The following is a 20,683-nucleotide window of genomic DNA, read 5'->3' on the forward strand; positions in this document are numbered from 1 at the left end:
CGATGCGAGAAACTTCCACCTCACAGCAGTTTTAATCACGATTTCATAGGAAATTGGTCTAATTTGGTGATTTTTTATTAATTTGATGCAATTTTAAACGACGCAGACATCGAATTTAGGCTAAGATAATATGCTTTTTATTTTTTTATCCCTATAAGAAGGAATATGCCGTGGACGTACGTCTCTCTGATCGTGTCAATGCCATCAAACCGTCCCCAACACTTGCAGTAACCAATAAAGCCGCTGAACTTAAAGCTGCGGGTCATAACGTTATTGGTTTGGGTGCAGGTGAACCGGATTTCGATACACCACAACACATCAAAGATGCAGCTATTGCAGCAATTAATAACGGTTTTACAAAATATACTGCTGTTGACGGTACGCCTGGTCTTAAAAAAGCCATTATCGCAAAATTAAAACGTGACAATAATCTTGACTACCAAGCGAACCAAATTTTGGTGTCTTGTGGTGGTAAGCAATCATTCTTTAACTTGGCGTTGGCTTTGTTAAACAAGGGTGATGAAGTGATTATCCCTGCACCGTTCTGGGTAAGCTATCCAGATATGGTGATTATTGCTGAAGGCGTGCCAGTCATTGTGGAATGTGGTGAAGAACAACGTTTCAAAATCACGCCTGAACAATTAGAAGCTGCGATCACTGACAAAACACGTTTAGTGGTGTTAAACAGCCCATCTAACCCTACAGGTATGATCTACACCAAAGCTGAATTAGAAGCTTTGGCTGCTGTACTACGTAAATACCCTGAAGTATTCATTGCATCTGACGATATGTATGAACCAATCCGTTGGGATGATGAGTTCTATAACATCGCAACAGTTGCACCAGACCTTTATGACCGCACAATCGTATTAAACGGTGTGTCTAAAGCTTATGCAATGACTGGCTGGCGTATTGGCTATGCAGCGGGCCCTGCTAAACTAATTGGTGCGATGAAGAAAATTCAATCTCAATCGACTTCTAACCCAACTTCTATTTCGCAAGTTGCTGCAGAAGCTGCATTGAACGGCCCACAAGACGTACTTGAGCCAATGGTTGAAGCATTCAAACGCCGTCACGACTTAGTTGTAAATGGTTTGAATGACATCAAAGGTATTTCTTGCTTACCTGCAGATGGCGCATTCTATGCGTATGCAAACATCAAACCATTGATTCGTGCGAAAGGCTTAAAATCTTGCACAGAATTCTCTGCTTGGTTATTGGAAGAAACTGGTGTTGCCGTTGTTCCTGGTGATGCGTTCGGTTTAGGCGGTTTCATGCGTATTTCTTATGCAACTGCAGACGAAGTGCTTGTAGATGCGCTTGCACGTATCAAAAAAGCAGCAGAATCAATTGAAGGTGTAGATGAAGCGATTGCTTCAATCGAAGCTGAAAAAGCTGCCAAATAATCTAAACCTGTTTAGATGAACAAAACCCACGATTGAACCGTGGGTTTTTGTTTTAATTACGTTTTTTCACTCATCATTTTTCCTCATTTCTGAGGAGAGAGATCACAAATAACGCTTTTAAAAAGCCTCAAGATCATTTCTTGATTGATATAAAAATTCCAATACAAAAAAATCAAAACAACAGCAATCTAAACGGTTTTATACACGAGGTTTGGTTAAAATCACCATCAAAATACCACACAACACGATCAAGGTTGCCACGACCATCAACAGGGTGAGTTGTTCACCTAAAAAAATCACACCGCCTAAAATCGCCAAACACGGTACAGAAAGTTGCACAGTACTTGCGGTAATGTGATCAATTTTTTTCACAATGCTGTACCACAACACATACGCGCCAGCCGAAGCCAATGCACCCGACAACACTGCCAAAACCACACCCTGCCAAGTGATAAAACTTTCAGGTAAATGCCAAAGAAAAAATACAGCAACAAGTGGTGTCGCCAGAATGAAATTAGATAGAGTATTGGTTAAAGCATGCTGCATCGTCTTTGCAGCAATACTGTAAAAACCCCATGCAATACCTGCCAGTAACATCATCAATGCATATTTGAACGTTGGCGTACTGGCTTCAGGCAATAGCAACAAACCCATCCCCAATATAGCACAACCTAACCCGACCCAGCGCGGCAAAGTCATGCGCTCACCATGCAAAATCGCATAACTGATCATGGTGATTTGCACTGCGCCAAATAGAATCAATGCGCCTATGCCTGCGTCTATATGCAAATATGCTAACGAAAAACCGAGCAGATATACAGCAAGGCTGAGTGCAGATTTCCATTGGAATTGAATTGGTTGTTGAACCTGCAAAACAGCATAGAACAGTCCTAAGCACACTGCTCCACTGCCAACCCTGAGCAAACTAAAACTAATAGGGTCAATTTGCTGTTCAGCCAATGCCAAACGACACAGCAAGGAATTTGCAGCAAATGCGAGCATGGCAATGCATATTTTAATCCACACGGCTGAATATCCTTTTCAAGCTGTTCGCAAATCTTTATCGCAGTTTAGAACACTATTTTAGTGCAAGTCATTTCGCTCAATTCAATACAAATCTATTTGGCTGAAATGATAAATCATCTTAGATTAAATACTATTTAGATTAGATACTGTTTTTCAATGCTGCGATCAACTCTGATTTAGACACTACAGGTTGAGTTGTCGCTTTATATTCACATAAATAGCGAAAAGCAGAGTCTAATTCTACACGCAATTGTTTTTGTTCAGACACAGACCACACGCGTGAACGGTTGCTCCCCGAAAGCGCACTACCCGCCAGTTGGTACAAATATAAATCATGATCACGCTGTAATGGTTTTTTGGTGCCGTTGTCTGGATGGTCTGAAAGCAATTGGCAGGATGATTGAATGAGCCATTTTTCACTAAACCACAACTGCAATAAATCGCCCAAATACAAATCTTGAGGTGCCAAAGGCCAGACATGAATAAACGCGCCTTCTACAGCAGTGTAGTATTGTTCAGGCGTAGACAAGATAGAAAGATAGAAAGATAATGTTCTTGATAATAAGAAAATTGAGAAAAAATGTCAGAAATGCTGAGCGTATTCATTCGCTTACTCCGATTTAGCCATTTTAGTGCTGGCAAGTTGGGTTAAATCCACACTGTTTAAGATGCTACTTAAACGCTTTGTTCTGTCACTCAGACTAACAACCGATTTTGTGTAACGCAAGTCTTGTGGGTGATTTTTTAATAAAATTTTGTTTTTTGTTCAAATAAAAAGCATATAAAGTCAAAATGAAAGAAACATGACAATTTATGCTTGACCCTTGCTTAAATCTGCTTATAATCGCATTCAGATTCTCCCATAGCTCAGTCGGTAGAGCGACGGACTGTTAATCCGCAGGTCCCTGGTTCGAGCCCAGGTGGGAGAGCCAAATTCTAAAAAGCCCAAGCATAACGACTTGGGTTTTTTATTGCCTAAAATTTATGGATGATGTGGTCTGTAAATAACCAAGCAGCGATTCATGCCTTAATCATTCAAAAAGATGAATGTAACTGTTTTGGGCAATTCAGCTTAATGTAATTCCTAATCTTAGCCTTGATCATTTCTAAGTGACTTAGGCAACAATCCACAATCAAAATACCTAAGCAATAACTTGATTGATAAAAAAACGGAACCGAAGTTCCGTTTTCTATCTTAGATCATCTACAAGTTTTAAGCGGCTTGCACAGGCACACCACTATGAAAACGGAACAGATCATCTGGACTTAAAATAAGATTCTTTTCCACTTCACGTATATGCTGAATTCGCCCCTGAATATCTTCTTCAGGGTTTTTCAGTTTTGCTGTTTTTGCTACATCCAAAGCCAGTGCCAAATAATCTTCATAATGCCGTGATTCTGATTTCAGTAAATAACGGTAATACTTACCTAATTCTTCATCTACCAATGGCGCAAGCGCATAAAACCGCTCGCATGAACGTGCTTCTACAAAGGCACCTATCACCAAAACATCAATTAGTGCTTCAGGTTCATAGGTACGGATTTCTTTACGTAAACCGCCTGCATAACGCCCTGCACTTAAACCCTGCCACATTTGCCCACGCTTTGCCATGAACTCTAGCACCTGCTCATAATGCAGCATTTCTTCGCGTACCAACTGTGCCAGTTTGACCTGCAAATCGGTAAAAAAGCTGTAACGAAACATCAGATTCATGGCTGTGCCTGCTGCTTTTTTCTCACAGTTAGCATGATCTTGCATCAAAATATCTAAATTATTTAATGCTTCGTTCAACCATTCTTTGGGTGTTTCGCAGCCTAAAAATGCTATCACAGGCTGCATCAATTCATCATAATTTATGCTGGACATAACGTTTCAAATTTTATCTTTCAATTTTAAATATGCAGATTAACGCGCTGCATCAATCGCAGCTTTCATGCGTTTAACAGCCTGTTCCAAGCCGACAAATACAGCATCACCAATTAAAGCATGACCAATATTTAACTCATGGATGTGTTGAATAGCGGCAATTGCACCTACATTGTCCAAGTTCAAGCCATGCCCTGCATTAATCACTAAGCCACGGCTAGCTGCATATTCTACGCCCTGAACAATACGGGTCAATTCGGCTTGCTGTGCAGCTTCATTTTCTGCATTGGCATACGCGCCTGTATGAATTTCAATGGTCGGTGCACCACATGCAACGGCCGCATCAATTTGTGCAAGATCTGCATCAATAAACAGTGACACATCACAGCCAATTGCTGTTAATTCCTGAGTAGCGGCCTTAACTGCTGCAAAATTACCTACTACATCCAAACCACCTTCAGTGGTTACTTCTTCACGGCGCTCAGGTACCAAACATACATGCTGTGGACGAATTTCCTTGGCAAACTCGATCATTTCTTCGGTGACTGCCATTTCCAAATTCATGCGGGTTTTCAACAACGGACGCATACGACGCACATCATCATCCTGAATATGACGACGATCTTCACGCAAATGCAAAGTAATCCCCTCTGCACCCGCCTGTTCACAAACTAATGCGGCCTTCACAGGGTCTGGATAGTTCGTGCCACGCGCTTGTCTTAAAGTTGCCACATGGTCAATATTGACACCGAGTAAAGCCATAATAGGTTCCTACATTACGCTTGGGTTTGAGAATTCTGAATCCACAATTGGCGACTTTTTAAAGGTCGATCACCCAACAGTGAACTAATCATTTGTCGATACAGCCGAGACAGTAATTGTAACTGCTCTGGGTTAAAATCCCTACCTTTTTCATAGTCGCACATACTGAGGATCTGTGTACCGACTAAGTTAGCCCGTGATGCTTGTGCGGTAGGGATAAAACCATCATTCAGTTGAAAATGATAATGTAGATTGGGCTGAATTGGCTCTTGGTTCGCATCGACTGAAAAATCAATCGCATAGCCTAATTCTTCCAATAATGCATGTTCAAACTGACGTAAAATTTGTCTTAAGAATAGATTGGGATTTTCCTGACTAGATAAGTGTTGTAAATGCGCCAAAGTCTGGTGATATTGCACAAAAGTTTCTGGCATTTCCACTTCGGCAGAACATAAGCGCAGCACGATTTCATTTAAATAAAAGCCTGAAAAAAATGCATCACCAAAGAAGAAAACCGGTTGATTGACAATTTCCAGCTTGGTGAAATTTTTAAGGTCTGATTTTCCCGAAGCTTGTATGCGAATCGGTTGATATTGTGGCGGTGGCATTTGTCTTAAAATACCATCAACCCGCCCATGTTCGCGGGTAAACAAGTGCACAATATGGCTACGTTCGCGGTATTTTCGATGATGGATTAAATAACCATGCAAGATTTCATTACGCATGATAGCGTCAATTAATCCTGTTCTTTAGAGGATTCTTGTTTGGATTTTTCTTCGTCATCACCATCTGGAATGACAGCACCAACTACAGCAGCAGTGCCTTTCACCACACCCTTTGTAGTTTTGTAGGCAACTTTTACGGGAACTGTCACAACTTTGTGAATACAACCTTGCAAGACAAACATACATGCCACAATGGCCAACACTTTCATCATCACAGTTCCCTTTTCGTCAAACTTAGATATCGCTATATCCTAAGCTTTTTAATGCACGTTCATCATCAGACCAACCACCTTTGACTTTCACCCAAAGCGTCAGCATGATTTTTTGCTCGAACATTTTTTCCATGTCGACCCGTGCATCCATACCAATTTTTTTCAGCTTCGCGCCTTTTTCACCAATCACAATGGCTTTTTGACCAGAGCGATCTACAAAAATAGTGGCATCAATATAGGTACATGGTGCTTTCATACGACCCGTTTTTTCATTTAAAACCGCATCTTCAGTTTTAAATGATTCGATTTGCACGGTTAAATCGTAAGGCAGTTCTTCGCCCAATTGGCGCATGATCTTTTCACGGATAATTTCAGATGCCAAGAAACGTTCTGAACGGTCTGTGATTTGATCTAGCGAATACAACGGTGGCTGGAATGGCAAATAGCGTTCAATCGTGTCACGCAAATGATCTAGGTTCGCGCCGCGCAATGCCGATACAGGTACAATTTCGGCAAAGTTCATTAACTTGGCACGTTCTTGAATAATCGGCAAAGCCTGATTTTTATTCTCAAAAGTGTCGAGTTTGTTAATCACCAGAATCACTGGCATTTCTGCATTTTTCAGCTTTTCTAGGACTAACTCATCATTTTGCGTCCATTTTTGTGCATCCACCACAAACAAAACCAAATTCACATCGCGCAAAGCAGACGATGCAGCACGGTTCATCATTTTGTTGATGGCACGGACTTCTTTTTTATGCATCCCTGGTGTGTCTACAAACACAGCCTGAGATTTTTCACGTGAATCAATTCCCACAATTTTGTGACGTGTGGTTTGTGGCTTACGTGAAGTAATGGATAGTTTTTGACCTAACAAATGGTTCATGAGGGTTGATTTACCCACATTCGGGCGACCAACAATCGCAACAAAACCACTGCGGAAATCAGATGGAATTTCAGTTCCCTGACCGCTAAAGAATTGGTTAATTAGGTCATTGGCGTCGTTATTCGACTCGTGATCAGCATCTACGTGATCGGAATGGATGGTCATTCAGACTTTTGCTCCAAGAATTTTAAAATATCTGCCGCAACTGCCTGCTCGGCAAAGCGACGGCTTGAACCTTCACCCTTCATTACAGGCAAACTATCGACTCGGCATTCCACAATGAAATGCTGATTCGGTGCATCGCCCTGAATATCTACAACCTCGTAAACCGGGAGAGGTTTTTTACGTGCTTGTAAATACTCTTGTAAGCGTGATTTAGGGTCTTTGAGTTGATCGGTTGGCTCAATATGATCTAAATAAGGGCTATACCATTTTAGCACAATCGTTTGCAGCAAATTCAAATCACCGCTATCGACATAAATGGCGCCAATAATCGCTTCTACGGTATCTGCCAGTATAGACTCACGATGATGACCACCAGATTTCAATTCACCTGTACTGAGAATTAAATTTTGGCTGAGCTTTAAATCATTGGCAATTTTACCTAAGGCTTCCTGACGCACCAGTGTTGCCCGCATGCGCGTTAAACGCCCTTCATTTTCATGTGGATAAGCCACATATAAATAATTGGCAACAATCATTCCCAACAACGAATCGCCTAGAAATTCCAGACGTTCGTAATTGTGTTTATGACTCACCGAGCGGTGAGTCAAAGCCAATTTAAGCAATTCAGGTTGCTTAAACTGATAACCGATTCGGCTGGCTAGACGGGTCTCATTTAGCTTGGACTGAGCTTTGATCAAAACTTTTCTCGAACTTCATTACAATATCAACATTCAATAAGAAAGGTTTTCTTATTTCATATTCTTTTTTCACTTCTAAACCATCGACGTTAGTCACTTGAGCCACATCTGCAAATTTAATATCGCGAATGTTGTTCATGCTTAAACGCTTGTCCATTTCACCAATAAACTGTTGTGGTGATAGATTTTTTGGCCCATTTAACAATTGTTCTTCAATTTGATTGTCCAACATTCGATCATCGAAATATGGTGCCCAAACTGCAACTGCTACTTTTGCCATAAATGCAAAACCAATAATTGCAATTAAAATTGCAATATAGGATGCCCCTTGTTGATGACGCATTTTTTATTTTCCTAATCTGCTTTATTAATCAATTTTGCCGTTACGACTAAATGACGGCAAATTAAACCCAGGTTCTTTATGCATCCAGACATAGAATGCACGGCCTGTTAGGTTTTCCTCTGGTACAAAGCCCCAAAAACGACTGTCAGCACTTTGATCGCGGTTATCCCCCATCGCGAAGTAATGACCTTCAGGTACTTTGACTTCCCAATATAAACCATTTTCTGCTGAATATTTACCATTGTCTACATAGTTCAGGAATGGTGCCTGACGCGCCACGTTTACACCTTCAAGCTCGCGCATGGTAAATGTATGCGCCCCTAAAGTTTCCTGATGGTAAATTGAAGTAGGTGTATCTAGACTGTCTTTTTCACGGCTAAACTGGATTGGGGTTTTCGTTACTTTCTCGCCATTAATGCTCAGCTGACCATGATCATAAACAATATGATCGCCTGGTAAACCGACAATACGCTTAATATAACTAATGCTTGGTTGTGGTGGATAACGGAACACCGCAACTTCGCCACGCTCAGGCGAACCCACATCTATAATTTTGCTGTTAATAATTGGCAAACGCACGCCATATTCAAACTTGTTCACCAAAATAAAATCGCCCGTTTCTAAGGTTGGCACCATAGAATCTGACGGAATATTAAATGGTTCATACAGGAATGAACGCAGTACCATCACCACTGCCAAAACAGGCCAAAAATCATAAGCCCATGTGATAATGAAGTTTTCATTGCCTCGCCCTTTCGTCGCTCTTTGTTTAAATACAAATTTATCGAGCAGCCACACCGCAATAAAAAATAATGTGGCAGGAACGAGAATCAAATTAAAATCAAAATCCATGGGCTTGTTATCCTTATAATTTTAGCGTTCGACTTTAAGTACGGCCAAGAAAGCTTCTTGCGGGATTTCAACACTTCCCACTTGCTTCATACGTTTCTTACCTTCTTTTTGCTTGGCAAGCAGTTTCTTCTTACGAGAAACGTCACCGCCATAACACTTCGCAAGTACGTTTTTACGCATCGCTTTCACGGTTGAGCGCGCAATAATTTGTGCACCAATGGCAGCCTGAATAGCCACATCAAACATTTGACGCGGAATCAAGTCTTTCATTTTTTCAACCAAGGCAATACCACGGTGACGTGCATCCTGACGGTGACAAATCATCGCTAAGGCATCAACTTTTTCACCGTTAATCAGTACATCTACTTTAACCAAAGATGAACTTTCAAAACGCACAAAGTTATAATCTAACGATGCAAAACCACGTGAACATGACTTCAATTTATCAAAGAAATCCATCACGACTTCTGCCATTGGAATTTCAAAAGTAATAGACACTTGGTTACCCAAGAATTTCATGTCTTTTTGCACACCACGACGCTCAATACATAGGGTCATGACGTTACCCAAGTATTCTTGCGGCACTAAAATATGACATTCCGCAATCGGTTCACGCAAATCTTCTACAGTTGAACCATCAGGCATTTTAGATGGACTGTCGATATAAACCGTTTCGCCATTTTTCATCACAGCTTCATAAATAACCGTTGGAGCTGATGAAATTAGGTCTAAATCGTACTCACGCTCTAAACGCTCTTGTACGATTTCCATGTGCAACATGCCCAAGAAACCACAACGAAAACCAAAGCCCAAAGCATCTGAACTTTCAGGTTCAAAGAACAATGCTGAGTCGTTAATTTGTAGTTTGTGCAATGCTTCACGGAACGGTTCAAAGTCGCTGGCATCAATTGGGAATAAACCCGCATAAACCTGCGGCTTAACTTTTTTAAAGCCTGGTAAGGTTTCTACTTCTGGTGTCGTTGCAAGTGTGATGGTATCGCCGACTGGCGCACCGAAAATATCTTTAATACCCGCAATAACAAAGCCAACTTCACCTGCTTCTAAAATACCTGTTTCGGTATGTTTTGGATTAAAAATACCAACTGAGGTAATGATGTGCGTTTGACCTGTCGATTTCATCAACATTTTATCGCCTTTACGCACACGACCTTGCTTGATACGTACCAACGACACAACGCCCAAATAGTTATCAAACCATGAGTCAATAATTAAGGCTTGCAATGGCGCATCGCGGTCACCTTGTGGTGCAGGAATGACATTCACCAAGGTTTCTAATACATTGTCGATGCCTAAACCTGTTTTAGCCGAACAGGTGGGTGCATCTTGCGCTTCGATACCAATAATTTCTTCAATTTCATGAATCACGCGCTCAGGTTCTGCCTGCGGTAAATCAATTTTATTCAGTACAGGTAAAACTTCTAAGCCTTGCTCAATTGCGGTATAGCAGTTTGCAACTGATTGCGCTTCTACCCCTTGTGCCGCATCGACTACCAATAGCGCACCTTCACAAGCTGCCAAAGAACGTGATACTTCATAGGAAAAGTCAACGTGTCCTGGGGTGTCAATGAAGTTTAACTGGTATTCCTGACCATTTGGATGGTTGTAGTATAAAGTCACTGAGGTGGCTTTAATGGTAATCCCACGCTCACGCTCAAGCTCCATAGAATCCAACACCTGAGCTTGCATCTCACGATCTTGTAAACCACCACAGGTTTGAATGAAACGATCTGCTAGAGTCGATTTACCATGGTCAATATGGGCAATGATCGAAAAGTTACGGATGTTTTTAATATCAACAGTTTTTTTAGCTTGCGCCATGGGTTACCTTGAAAAATAACACGCTCTGCACCTCAAAATTCATGCAGAGCAAAAGCCGAATAGAAATTGCGAAGGATTATAGCAGATGGATTTTTCAATGTATCCATAATAATGACTTCCTTTTGCAGCCTCACGCGTTTTTCTTTTTATTCGAGAGTTTCAGGCTTTTTATGCAGAGATGTATGTCGTGATTAAAGTGAAAATTGAAAGCCACATCATGCTGTTTGAAATGGGCAAACACCCTCTTTGACAACATCTAGAGCAATAACATGCGGCAACTTTCAATGACGCTACACTTGGTGCTTCAATTCCTCTTAATTAATCATACTCACTAAAATCCAACGGATTCACATCAGCAGCAAGGGGTTGATAGGCTTGCGTAAATGTCGGTGACATGCGTTTTGGACGACCTGTAGCAATTTCCACACAAGCCCATTGTGTATTGCCCATAAACAGCAGACTTTTATCTTGAGGGCGATAAAACGCATATTGGCGGAATGAATACAACGCATTCAAATCACTTAACCATGTACGCAAAATCAGCTCCTCACCTTCGAGTGCCACTTTACGATATTGCACATGATGTTCCACCGCCACCATCGCATGTTTTAGTTTTAAGTATTCCAGCACCCCTAAACCTAATGTTTCGATATGTGCCGATGCTACATCCTGCATCCACTGCACATACACCACATTATTGACATGCCCTAAAATATCAATATGTTCTGGCTGTACGGTGATTTTTAAATCAAATATGCTGCTCATGTCATCCTTTTAACTAAAACGGCGATGTCGGTCTAGTCTAACAAAAATACCGAGTTACATAAAAAAGTCGCCCTAATTCAAGAGCGACTTCCTTAAAATAAGTGGCTATTTAAAGTTTAGCAAGATTCTAAATTTTAGATAGATTTACGATTTTATGCCACATCAACTTATTGAATACGCATGCCAATAATCGCACGTTGCCCTTGACGGATAATCACCACACGCGCAATTGTACCTTGTTTCAAGGTAGATACTGTTTCAACAAATTGGTTGGCATTTTGGATGGTGGTGTTATTCAGTTGCACAATCACATCACCTGGCATAATACGTGCCTGAGCTGCCGAACCACCACGACGCACTTCCTGAATCAGCACACCGCCTTTAATATCTAATTGGCGTTGTTCTGCAACGCTTAAATCACGAATCGACACCCCTAAAACAGGGCCTTTGGCTGCTGTGTCAGGGTTGTTTTTGGCAGGCGTGTCGTCAGGTGCTGTGCTCACCGTAGCGGTAATATTACGGCGTTTATCATCGCGTAATACTTCAAGCTGAATACTTTGATTTGGCACTGAACGGTTTAAATAGTTCAACAATTCAGACGTTCTGGAAATAGGTGTGCCGTTGTATTTAAGAATCACATCGCCCGCGCGCAAACCTGCACGTGCCGCAGGTGAGTTTGGTGCAACTTGAGTAATTAATGAACCTTCAGGCTTACTGAGTTTATAAGATTCTGCCAAATTGCGGTCAATATCTTGCAAACTCACCCCTAAATAAGAACGAGTCACTTTACCGTTACGCTTTAACTGATCGGCAACATCCATGGCAACATCAATAGGAATGGAGAATGACAAGCCCATATAACCACCCGTACCACTAAAAATACGGGAGTTCACGCCGACCACTTCACCGCGCTGGTTAAATAGTGGCCCGCCTGAGTTACCTGGGTTAAGCGCCACATCGGTCTGAATAAATGGCACTGAAGTTTCACCCATCATATTACGCATTTTGGCACTCACGATTCCTGCCGATGCAGAATAGTCAAAGCCAAATGGTGAACCAATCGCAAGTACAGGCTCACCTACACGTAATTGATCGACATTGCCTGTACGCAGTTCTGGATAACTGCTGCCCTGCACTTTTAATAACGCGACATCGGTACGTTCATCACTACCCACGACAGTTGCATCAAGTTCACGGCGGTCATTCAGTACAATGGTAACTTTAGAAGCATCTTCAACAACGTGGTGATTGGTTAAAAGGTATCCATCTTTACTGATAAAAAAGGCACTGCCGTAACCTGTTTTTTCTTGTGGAATTTGCTGTTGAGGAATAATCACTTGATTGCCAAAAAAACGGCGTAAAATTTCTGGAACCTGTTGTTGTAAGAGTTCTTCCTGACTCATTTTTTTGACAACATTGACACTCACCACCGCAGGACTAACCAGCTCAACCAAATTAGAAAAGTCTACTGGTGGTGCTGCTTGAGTCTGCACAGTTGCCATAGTAAAAACAGCCGCATATAAACCTTTTTTTAAGTTGCGATTTTTCATAAATAGCATTCACTCAATAATAATTATGACTTTGAACTCACCTTATTTAGCACAAAATAATAGGCTTTTGCGTAATAAAATGTTGAATCTTTTTCAATTACGGTTTGGCAGGCACTGTGGAGGATAGCTGAGATAGCATCTTATATTTGACCCATCAAAAATGATGCGCCAAAGTGCTATAAATGAAAAGCGTGGAATCGAATCACAATAACAGTGGGATATTCCATAAAAGTTGCCAGTTTATTCTTTTTTTTCATTATTCAAATCCACTTCGCACTTGCCTTTTTCTGTAAAAAGGGGTGTCATTATCCAACTTTTTTCAAATTAGCTGATGGACATGCCTAATTTAAACACAACACATCAATTTGATGTGATTATTGTGGGAAGTGGTGGTGCAGGTTTGAGTTTAGCGCTCTCATTACCCCAGCATTTCAATATTGCCGTTTTGGCGAAATCTACCCTCACTGAAGCCAGCACCTTCTATGCGCAAGGCGGTGTCGCGGCAGTGCTTGATGAAACAGATTCAATTGAACAACACATAGATGACACTATGATTGCAGGTGCGCATTTATGTGAAATGGATGCCGTCAAACAAACCGTAGAAGGCGGCAAACCTTCGGTAGATTTTCTGCTGAGACAAGGTGTTCAATTTACTTTAGATGAACAAGAACAGTTGCACTTAACCCGTGAAGGCGGTCACTCACAGCGACGTATTATTCATGCAGCCGATGCAACAGGACGCGCAATTTCGACCACTTTAGTACAACGTGTCCAAGAACAGCAAAACATCACCATTTTTGAAAATTTTATTGCGATTGACCTAATTACCTCGCAAAAATTAGGTTTAAATGAAAGCAATCGCACTTTAGGCTTATATGCACTAGATGAAAAAACACAAAAAGTGCATAGCTTCCTTGCTCCGTTTACCGCACTTGCCTGCGGTGGTGCAATGAAAGCCTATCTATATACATCTAACCCAGACATTGCCACAGGTGATGGTATGGCCATGGCATACCGTGCAGGTTGCCGTGTGGCAAATATGGAGTTTAATCAATTCCACCCGACCTGTTTGTATCATCCCCAAGCACGTTCGTTTTTAATTACTGAAGCCATGCGTGGTGAAGGTGCATATTTGCGTTTACCCGATGGTGAGCGTTTTATGCTGCGTTTTGATGAGCGTGCAGAATTGGCGCCACGTGACATTGTAGCACGTGCGATTGACTATGAAATCAAACGCTTAGGTATTCGTCATGTGTGGTTAGACATCACCCATAAACCTGCAGAATTTGTGAAAGAACACTTCCCAACGCTGTATGCACGTTTACTGGAATTGGGCATTGATATCACTACCGATATGATTCCTGTTGTACCTGCTGCCCACTACACTTGTGGTGGTGTGATGGTGGATGAACATAGCCAAACCGATATTGCAGGTTTATATGCGATTGGTGAAACTTCTTATACAGGTTTGCATGGCGCTAACCGTATGGCAAGTAACTCTCTTTTAGAATGTTTTGTCTATGGAATGGCGGCCGCCAAACATATTGAAGCTCATTACACCGCAGATTATAGCTCGCCTGACGTCCCTGCTTGGGATGATTCTCAAGTCACTAACCCTGACGAAGATGTGGTGATTTTACAAAACTGGGATGAGCTACGCGCAACCATGTGGAACTATGTCGGCATTGTACGCACCACCAAGCGTTTAGAGCGTGCCTTGCACCGCATTGAAATGCTGAAACGTGAAATCACCGAGTATTATCAGGACTATCAAGTCAGTAAAAACTTAATTGAACTGCGTAATTTGGTTTTAGTTTCGGAAATGATTGTGCGCTGTGCCATGCAACGCAAAGAATCGCGTGGTTTACACTTCACGCTAGATTATCCTGAACTCGCACCTGAATTGCGTAAGACTGTGCTTATTCCACCAAATTTCCAAGTGGAAACCCCATTGGTGAATGAGTGATCTGATTGCTTGTTACACAACAGCATTTGCATAAAAGTATCTGTGAATAAAGTGCATTTGAATTCTAATGCAAGAAAGCACCGAATCGTGTTCCATAACACGATTCGGTATTTTATCATTTTGAATATGATGACGTTAACTTACTAAACCTCCCCCCAAGAATTCATCAAGTTGAGTTTTAGATTACGGCTGCAACTTGAGTACCATCTTGAATAAATGCTTCTAAGCGAACTTGACCAGCCAATAGTTGCTGTAATTGGTGGCTAATTATGTACTGCAATTGCTGCCGTGTCTGTTCGTCTATAGGCGCATTTTGCAATTGTTTTGACAAATGCTGTAATGCTGCTTGAGCCCCCAACTGCTGCATTTTAATTGCATACAGATAGCCCAACACCACTCCTTTCTGCACATAATTTGCAGCTAAATCATGCTGCAGATGATAAATCAAAGCACCCATCACCCGTTCATTGGCTGAGAGTTTACGCAAAGGGTCACGTGCCACACGCTGACACGGGTCTTTATAGGCATGTTCACATGAGTCTAGAAAGCTCTGTGCCAGATGCTTTAAGTTTTGCTGACGATGCGGCAACTGTGCAGCTAATCCCAACGCTACTTGTGCCGAAACAGCGCGGGTAAAATCTGCAACCAATGGGTCTGCCATTGCGACACCAATACTGTTATGCCCTATTAAACTGGATAACCAAGCCATCATGGCATGTACACCATTCCATAAACGATTTTTAATGAGTTGGATTTCGGCAATATCATCTACCAAAATCATTTGACGCATGTGTTGCAATAATGGACTGGCATTTTCCACATAAATAGGCATGTCACTTTCAGCATGAAATAAAATTAAATCCATACTTTGCAAAATGTGACTGGGCTGAAAATTGCGTCTTAAATCTTCTACATATAAGGTGGCTTGACGCTCTTGCTCAGGCTGCAATCGAGTATTGTCTTCAATTTCAATTGGCTCTGCTTCGTCATCCAACTGAAATTGCTTAAAAATATTATACTTGATGCGTAATTGGCGATATAAGTTTTGATCGCTTAATTTAGAGACCATTCTATTTACGACAGTATCGCAAAAATAATGCTGCGCCATAATTTTGGCTGCCGTATCGGGATCCAACAACGCCTCTAACGCCTGATAAATATGCGTCATCAAGAGCTGTTTTGCCCCAACTTTATTTAAAATTACCAAAATAGTTAAAGGCTGTTGGAGTTCAAATTGCGCTATAAAACGGGCATATAAGCCCTGCGCAATTACTTTAGCCTCTTGCTGTAAAGCATGTTCAGGCAAACATAATGCAATTAGGCTCGACTCCACATACATTTGCTGCATCTGCTGCAAGTTCTCCGCATCAATGATGTGCATATTTTCAATTCGTTCATCATAAGAACATTGTCCATAACGAATTGAATACGTTCCAAAGGCGTTTACTGCAGAACGATATAAGGTATTCCGTGTAGAAGCATAAATACGTTTAGGACGGGTATAGCCATCCCAGTGCGATAAAATTTGGGCCAAATAGCCCCCACCTATTGCACCAAAACCATGAATCCCCACACTCAACTGATTTAAAGTTTGCGGGAAGGCCTCTTGTAAACTCGGCATTTCCAATACAGGAATAACTTGATTTAAGTCATCTAAATAAGCTTGCATACTTGCGTAATAATGCTGCGTGAGTGACAACATATTAGCATTAGGTTTTTTTATATCCCGAAATAGTATGGTTATGCCACCCGCTGCATGTGCAGATTTGATTCCATTTTCAGAATCTTCCAGCATGAAACATTCGCTGGGTTCTAGATTAATTTTTTGTGCGGCTGTTATAAAAATTTCAGGATGTGGCTTGCCCTGTTGCACCTCATCGCCACAAACTAATACATCAAAAAACTTATAGACATTGGCATTAATCAAATATTCTTCGGCAATAGCACGACGACTAGACGTAGCAACCGCCATTCTCAAGCCAGACTTTCGTAACCGCTCTAATACCTGCAACAAACCTTTTTTAATGGGCACACCAAAATTGCGCACACTTTCTAGTTCTAGTTCATCAGCACGCTGACGGATCTCACGGTAAGGAATGTCTGCACCATATTCTGCTTGCGCCAGTTGTTCAGCGCTCTTTGCACTCAAACCCAAACATTGCATGAGGTATACGTCTGAAAATTCAACGCCAATGAGCTCCTGAGATGCCTGCTTCAATGTTTGAAACCGTAATCGTTCAGTATCAAACATTGTTCCATCCATATCAAAGATTGCTCCATGAACAATATTGTTCTTAAATTTAAGCATTTAGCTCCCTTGTTTTATCACTTACGGGTTGCTAGCTTAGACAAAAGCAGATTTGATCTATATGAAAAACATAAAATGAAATATTTGTGATTATTTTTTAACCAATCAAACCCTGATTTTCATGTAGCATGTGTACATATGTAACCACATGGTAAATATAAGTAACTAAAATTAAGATAAAGCTGACTTTATTCTCAGCCAATCTGTGGAATCGAATACGTCCCTGTGACATGCGCCACGGCATCATCTACACCTTCGGAATATACCCAAACCTCACCGACCACGAGGTTTTTCCCTACTTTCATTAAGCGACATTCACCACGTAAATTACGCCCTGCTGCGGGCTTGCGTAAAAAGTTGATGTTTAAATTACTGGTCACCGCCAAAGCCACCAAACCCAACTCCCCTAAAATGGCGATATAAAGTGCATAGTCTGCAACAGTCATCATAGTCGGCCCTGATACCGTACCACCTGGGCGTAAATCACGTTCATCGATGTGATAATTCACCAATGCCCCACGTGGCGTGATGGACACAATTTCACATTTTTCCAAACTTTGCGGAAACTCAACTTTTAAAAATTCAATAATTTCGTCTTTGGTCATATTTACTATTCGCTATTATTTAAATAAAAAAATCTTCTAAAGCATTTCCACTATAGAAGATTTTTCCATTCAATCAAATGCATAACCATGACCCATTGGCTTGTTATACCTTTGTTTGTTATGCCTTAGCTTGCAAATAGTGCATCGCCTGTGCAAATACTTGATCAGGGTTTTGTGTTGCATCTAAACGCTTCACTCGCTCAGGATGTCGCTCCCACAAAGTTTGATAGCCGCCTCTTACTTTCTCAAAGAAAGTTGCTTTCTCTTGTTCAAAACGGTCAAGCTCTCCACGCGCTCGTGCACGGGTCATACCCAGTTCAATCGGTGCATCGAGCCAAAAAGTTAAGTCAGGCATACGTGTGACAAAGTTATTATTTAAAGTCTGCAACTTGCTTTCACTCAAACCACGTCCCGCACATTGATAAGCAAAACTGGCATCACTAAAACGGTCACATAGCACGGTTTTTCCTGCAGCAAGTGCTGGTAAAATCACCTGATCTAAATGCTGGGCACGCGCTGCATACATCAACAATAACTCAGTGTCTGAACACATTTTTTCTTCATGGTTGACCGCGAGCAACAAAGCACGAATTTGCTCTGCCATAGAGGTTCCACCCGGTTCACGGGTTAAAACCACCGACTGACCTTGTGCAGTAAAATAATCATGAATACGGCGAATAAGTGTAGTTTTGCCTACCCCTTCAGTACCTTCAAAACTGATAAACATGCTTATTCCCCTGATTTTTTCGTGCGTAGTACGTTTAAATATTCCTGTACGGCACGGTTATGATCTTGCAAATTGGTGCTAAATTTATGCCCACCGTTACCTGTCGCCACAAAATAAATGTTGTCAGATTGATCTGGATGCATCGCCGCTTCAATGGCTTTTTGACTTGGCAATGCAATTGGCGTTGGCGTTAAACCACTCATGGTATAGGTGTTGTATGGCGTTGGAGTGCGTAAATCCTGACGGGTAATATTGCCCTGATAACGCTCTCCCATACCATAAATCACGGTTGGGTCAGTCTGTAAACGCATCCCCAGTTTTAAACGACGTACAAACACACCTGAAACTTGCTCTAATTCCGCATCAACATTGGTTTCTTTTTCAATAATAGATGCCATGATTAAAGCTTCATATTTATTTTTATAGGGCAAATCTGCTGCACGATTATTCCAAGCATCATCCAATGATTTCATTTGACGCTGATACAAATCGGTTAAAATTTTACGGTCAGTTTCACCTTTGGCAAAGAAATAAGTATTCGGCGCAAATAAACCTTCGGGATGTGTAAAAGGAATATTTAAAGCTTTTAGCATTTGATCATATGGCAAATGCGACACTTCTTTGGTGACCAACTCATCTTTCTTTAACGCATCAATCAATTGTTTAAAAGTCGTGCCTTCGATCACCAAAATACGGTTCATTTGTGCATTTTCAGCATTGGCGATCATTTCCATAACCTGACGCACACTCATGCCCTGACGGACTTCATACACGCCTTTTTTCATGCTGTCGTGAATCATCACTCGTTGATAGAGCTTTAAAACAATTGGAAAATTCACATGATCTTGTTCTGCCAAACGATCAATAAAGCGTGAATAGGTATCACCATCATTAATCGCCAATAATTGTTTTTTGCCTTCAACAGGATAATCTTTAAATAAGCTTGACCATAAGATCATGCCAATGACCAAAAACAGTCCGAGTACAAAAATAAGCGCACCCTGAATAGCACGCTTAGACCATATAGGTTTGGTTTTCTTTTTAGATTTTGATGGACGCTTAGACATAAGAATGAATCTGATTCAGTTGAAGTTGCTTAAATAGTTCCACACACGGCTGCACATCTAAAACCTGCTGCCCTAAATGGCTGACAATTTTCATGGGCGTTAAGGCATTACAGAAAAACAGACTTTGAATCTGCGCAATTTCCGAAACATGAACATCACGCTGTTCACAATGCAAATTCTGTTGTTGCATGCGCGATAAAATTTCTGCCCGCATGACACCGTGCACGCCATTATAACCAAGTTGCGGGGTAATCCATGTATTGTTTATACGAATGAAACAATTACTACTCACACCTTCAACCACACTGCCCTGTACATCAGTAACCAAAGCTTCTGTCCAGCCTTTTTGATCGGCTTCTTGTTTGAGCAATACCTGTTCAAGTCGGTTTAGACTTTTCAGCCCAACTAAATTCGGCATGCTTAGTCCAATCGCTTGTGCCAAGATGCCACTTTGAATGATGTCATAATGATATGCCGTATCTAAAGCCGCTTGTACTTGTGGATAGAAAAACACCCAAACATCGGCAGGATGATCAGGCAAGCTGTAGCCACGCTGCCCCACACCACGACTTAAAACAATCTTCAAAGTACCATTTAACTCGCCATGCGCCTGCTTTAAAATTGTCAGCGTTTCAGTGATTAACTCAAGATTGGCATTTAAAGAAAGTTGGCGATTGGCATATTGCAAACGCGCCAAATGGCGGTCAAATAATTCAATTTGATTTTGGCGAAAACGTGCAGTGCTAAAGCATCCATCACCATAATGAAACGCGCGATCTAACACATGAATCTGCTCGGTAGGCTTGGCATTTTTATAACACTGCATGGAAGAAGTACTCGTTATTTATCTCTAAATATAGAAAACAATGAAGAAATTTATATTTATCATTTACTGATATTCACCGCATTTTAAA

At 41.3% G+C, this 20,683-nt stretch carries 19 protein-coding genes, 1 tRNA gene and 1 pseudogene; 3 read left to right on the forward strand and 18 right to left on the reverse strand.

The window, feature by feature from the left end; genetic code table 11:
- Window positions 1-170 precede the first annotated feature (170 nt).
- Complete coding sequence (locus CF596_RS02345) at window positions 171-1,406, forward strand: pyridoxal phosphate-dependent aminotransferase (RefSeq protein ID WP_004971708.1); 1,236 nt, start codon at window positions 171-173, stop codon at window positions 1,404-1,406.
- A gap of 198 nt (window positions 1,407-1,604) precedes the next feature.
- Here CF596_RS02345 and CF596_RS02350 read toward each other — a convergent pair whose 3' ends face one another.
- Window positions 1,605-2,432 (reverse strand): DMT family transporter, encoded by an 828-nt coding sequence (locus CF596_RS02350; RefSeq protein ID WP_096901096.1) that lies wholly within the window; start codon window positions 2,430-2,432, stop codon window positions 1,605-1,607.
- A gap of 139 nt (window positions 2,433-2,571) precedes the next feature.
- Window positions 2,572-3,038, reverse strand: a pseudogene (locus CF596_RS02355) (hypothetical protein).
- Between the two features lie 250 nt (window positions 3,039-3,288).
- Here CF596_RS02355 and CF596_RS02360 point away from each other — a divergent pair.
- Window positions 3,289-3,364: transfer RNA gene (locus CF596_RS02360), tRNA-Asn, on the forward strand.
- Between the two features lie 281 nt (window positions 3,365-3,645).
- On the opposite strand, the gene CF596_RS02365 is transcribed toward CF596_RS02360, so the two are convergent.
- From CF596_RS02365 to CF596_RS02415, 11 genes are all read right to left on the reverse strand, one after another.
- Complete coding sequence (locus CF596_RS02365) at window positions 3,646-4,299, reverse strand: tRNA-(ms[2]io[6]A)-hydroxylase (RefSeq protein WP_004971715.1); 654 nt, start codon at window positions 4,297-4,299, stop codon at window positions 3,646-3,648.
- A 39-nt stretch (window positions 4,300-4,338) separates the two neighbouring features.
- On the reverse strand, window positions 4,339-5,064 hold the full coding sequence (pdxJ, locus tag CF596_RS02370) for a pyridoxine 5'-phosphate synthase (protein WP_026438307.1): 726 nt from the start codon (window positions 5,062-5,064) through the stop codon (window positions 4,339-4,341).
- Window positions 5,065-5,075: 11 nt separating this feature from the next.
- Window positions 5,076-5,789, reverse strand: coding sequence for a DNA repair protein RecO (gene recO, locus CF596_RS02375; protein WP_178865723.1), 714 nt, complete (start codon window positions 5,787-5,789; stop codon window positions 5,076-5,078).
- Window positions 5,790-5,797: 8 nt separating this feature from the next.
- On the reverse strand, window positions 5,798-5,998 hold the full coding sequence (locus CF596_RS02380) for an NF038104 family lipoprotein (protein WP_019837686.1): 201 nt from the start codon (window positions 5,996-5,998) through the stop codon (window positions 5,798-5,800).
- A gap of 22 nt (window positions 5,999-6,020) precedes the next feature.
- Complete coding sequence (gene era / locus CF596_RS02385; RefSeq protein WP_171062564.1) at window positions 6,021-7,043, reverse strand: GTPase Era; 1,023 nt, start codon at window positions 7,041-7,043, stop codon at window positions 6,021-6,023.
- A gap of 2 nt (window positions 7,044-7,045) precedes the next feature.
- Window positions 7,046-7,747 (reverse strand): ribonuclease III, encoded by a 702-nt coding sequence (gene rnc, locus CF596_RS02390; RefSeq protein ID WP_004971722.1) that lies wholly within the window; start codon window positions 7,745-7,747, stop codon window positions 7,046-7,048.
- Window positions 7,719-8,090, reverse strand: coding sequence for a DUF4845 domain-containing protein (locus CF596_RS02395; RefSeq protein WP_096901098.1), 372 nt, complete (start codon window positions 8,088-8,090; stop codon window positions 7,719-7,721). The genes rnc and CF596_RS02395 overlap by 29 nt, the downstream gene beginning before the upstream one ends.
- Before the next feature lie 24 nt (window positions 8,091-8,114).
- On the reverse strand, window positions 8,115-8,942 hold the full coding sequence (gene lepB / locus CF596_RS02400) for a signal peptidase I (protein ID WP_004971724.1): 828 nt from the start codon (window positions 8,940-8,942) through the stop codon (window positions 8,115-8,117).
- A 21-nt stretch (window positions 8,943-8,963) separates the two neighbouring features.
- The gene (lepA, locus tag CF596_RS02405) at window positions 8,964-10,781 is read right to left on the reverse strand and encodes a translation elongation factor 4 (RefSeq protein ID WP_004971725.1); all 1,818 of its coding nucleotides are present in this window, start codon (window positions 10,779-10,781) and stop codon (window positions 8,964-8,966) included.
- 318 nt (window positions 10,782-11,099) lie between these two features.
- Window positions 11,100-11,546 carry a thioesterase family protein gene (locus CF596_RS02410; protein ID WP_096901099.1) on the reverse strand — a complete coding sequence of 149 codons (447 nt, stop codon included), beginning with the start codon at window positions 11,544-11,546 and terminating at the stop codon, window positions 11,100-11,102.
- A gap of 167 nt (window positions 11,547-11,713) precedes the next feature.
- Complete coding sequence (locus tag CF596_RS02415; RefSeq protein WP_096901100.1) at window positions 11,714-13,096, reverse strand: Do family serine endopeptidase; 1,383 nt, start codon at window positions 13,094-13,096, stop codon at window positions 11,714-11,716.
- Window positions 13,097-13,427: 331 nt separating this feature from the next.
- On the opposite strand from CF596_RS02415, the gene nadB reads away from it, so the two are divergent.
- Window positions 13,428-15,062: an L-aspartate oxidase gene (gene nadB / locus CF596_RS02420; RefSeq protein ID WP_096901101.1), complete on the forward strand. Its 1,635-nt coding sequence runs from the start codon at window positions 13,428-13,430 to the stop codon at window positions 15,060-15,062.
- Between the two features lie 178 nt (window positions 15,063-15,240).
- Here the strand turns inward: nadB and CF596_RS02425 are convergent, their stop codons facing one another.
- The 5 genes from CF596_RS02425 to pabC all read right to left on the reverse strand — a co-directional run bounded on the left by CF596_RS02425 (window position 15,241) and on the right by pabC (window position 20,595).
- Window positions 15,241-17,370, reverse strand: coding sequence for an HAD family hydrolase (locus CF596_RS02425; RefSeq protein ID WP_096901102.1), 2,130 nt, complete (start codon window positions 17,368-17,370; stop codon window positions 15,241-15,243).
- A 194-nt stretch (window positions 17,371-17,564) separates the two neighbouring features.
- Window positions 17,565-17,975 (reverse strand): PaaI family thioesterase, encoded by a 411-nt coding sequence (locus CF596_RS02430; protein WP_096901103.1) that lies wholly within the window; start codon window positions 17,973-17,975, stop codon window positions 17,565-17,567.
- Between the two features lie 118 nt (window positions 17,976-18,093).
- Window positions 18,094-18,702 (reverse strand): dTMP kinase, encoded by a 609-nt coding sequence (tmk, locus tag CF596_RS02435; RefSeq protein ID WP_096901104.1) that lies wholly within the window; start codon window positions 18,700-18,702, stop codon window positions 18,094-18,096.
- 2 nt (window positions 18,703-18,704) lie between these two features.
- The gene (gene mltG, locus CF596_RS02440) at window positions 18,705-19,769 is read right to left on the reverse strand and encodes an endolytic transglycosylase MltG (protein ID WP_096901105.1); all 1,065 of its coding nucleotides are present in this window, start codon (window positions 19,767-19,769) and stop codon (window positions 18,705-18,707) included.
- A complete protein-coding gene (gene pabC, locus CF596_RS02445) occupies window positions 19,762-20,595 on the reverse strand; it encodes an aminodeoxychorismate lyase (protein ID WP_004971738.1) in 834 nt (277 codons plus the stop codon). Before pabC ends, mltG begins: the two co-directional genes overlap by 8 nt.
- Between the last annotated feature and the right edge of the window lie 88 nt (window positions 20,596-20,683).

This window comes from Acinetobacter sp. YT-02, assembly GCF_002412355.1.
GTDB classification, from domain to species: Bacteria; Pseudomonadota; Gammaproteobacteria; order Pseudomonadales; family Moraxellaceae; genus Acinetobacter; species Acinetobacter towneri.

Excerpts from the sequence above, each read along its gene's own strand:
- CF596_RS02365 (WP_004971715.1), bottom strand. The coding sequence starts at position 4,299 with ATGTCCAGCATAAATTATGATGAATTGATGCAGCCTGTGATAGCATTT.
- CF596_RS02380 (WP_019837686.1), bottom strand. The coding sequence starts at position 5,998 with ATGATGAAAGTGTTGGCCATTGTGGCATGTATGTTTGTCTTGCAAGGT.
- CF596_RS02395 (WP_096901098.1), bottom strand. The coding sequence starts at position 8,090 with ATGCGTCATCAACAAGGGGCATCCTATATTGCAATTTTAATTGCAATT.
- lepB (WP_004971724.1), bottom strand. The coding sequence starts at position 8,942 with ATGGATTTTGATTTTAATTTGATTCTCGTTCCTGCCACATTATTTTTT.
- lepA (WP_004971725.1), bottom strand. The coding sequence starts at position 10,781 with ATGGCGCAAGCTAAAAAAACTGTTGATATTAAAAACATCCGTAACTTT.
- CF596_RS02410 (WP_096901099.1), bottom strand. The coding sequence starts at position 11,546 with ATGAGCAGCATATTTGATTTAAAAATCACCGTACAGCCAGAACATATT.
- CF596_RS02415 (WP_096901100.1), bottom strand. The coding sequence starts at position 13,096 with ATGAAAAATCGCAACTTAAAAAAAGGTTTATATGCGGCTGTTTTTACT.
- nadB (WP_096901101.1), top strand. The coding sequence starts at position 13,428 with ATGGACATGCCTAATTTAAACACAACACATCAATTTGATGTGATTATT.
- CF596_RS02425 (WP_096901102.1), bottom strand. The coding sequence starts at position 17,370 with ATGCTTAAATTTAAGAACAATATTGTTCATGGAGCAATCTTTGATATG.
- CF596_RS02430 (WP_096901103.1), bottom strand. The coding sequence starts at position 17,975 with ATGACCAAAGACGAAATTATTGAATTTTTAAAAGTTGAGTTTCCGCAA.
- tmk (WP_096901104.1), bottom strand. The coding sequence starts at position 18,702 with ATGTTTATCAGTTTTGAAGGTACTGAAGGGGTAGGCAAAACTACACTT.
- mltG (WP_096901105.1), bottom strand. The coding sequence starts at position 19,769 with ATGTCTAAGCGTCCATCAAAATCTAAAAAGAAAACCAAACCTATATGG.
- pabC (WP_004971738.1), bottom strand. The coding sequence starts at position 20,595 with ATGCAGTGTTATAAAAATGCCAAGCCTACCGAGCAGATTCATGTGTTA.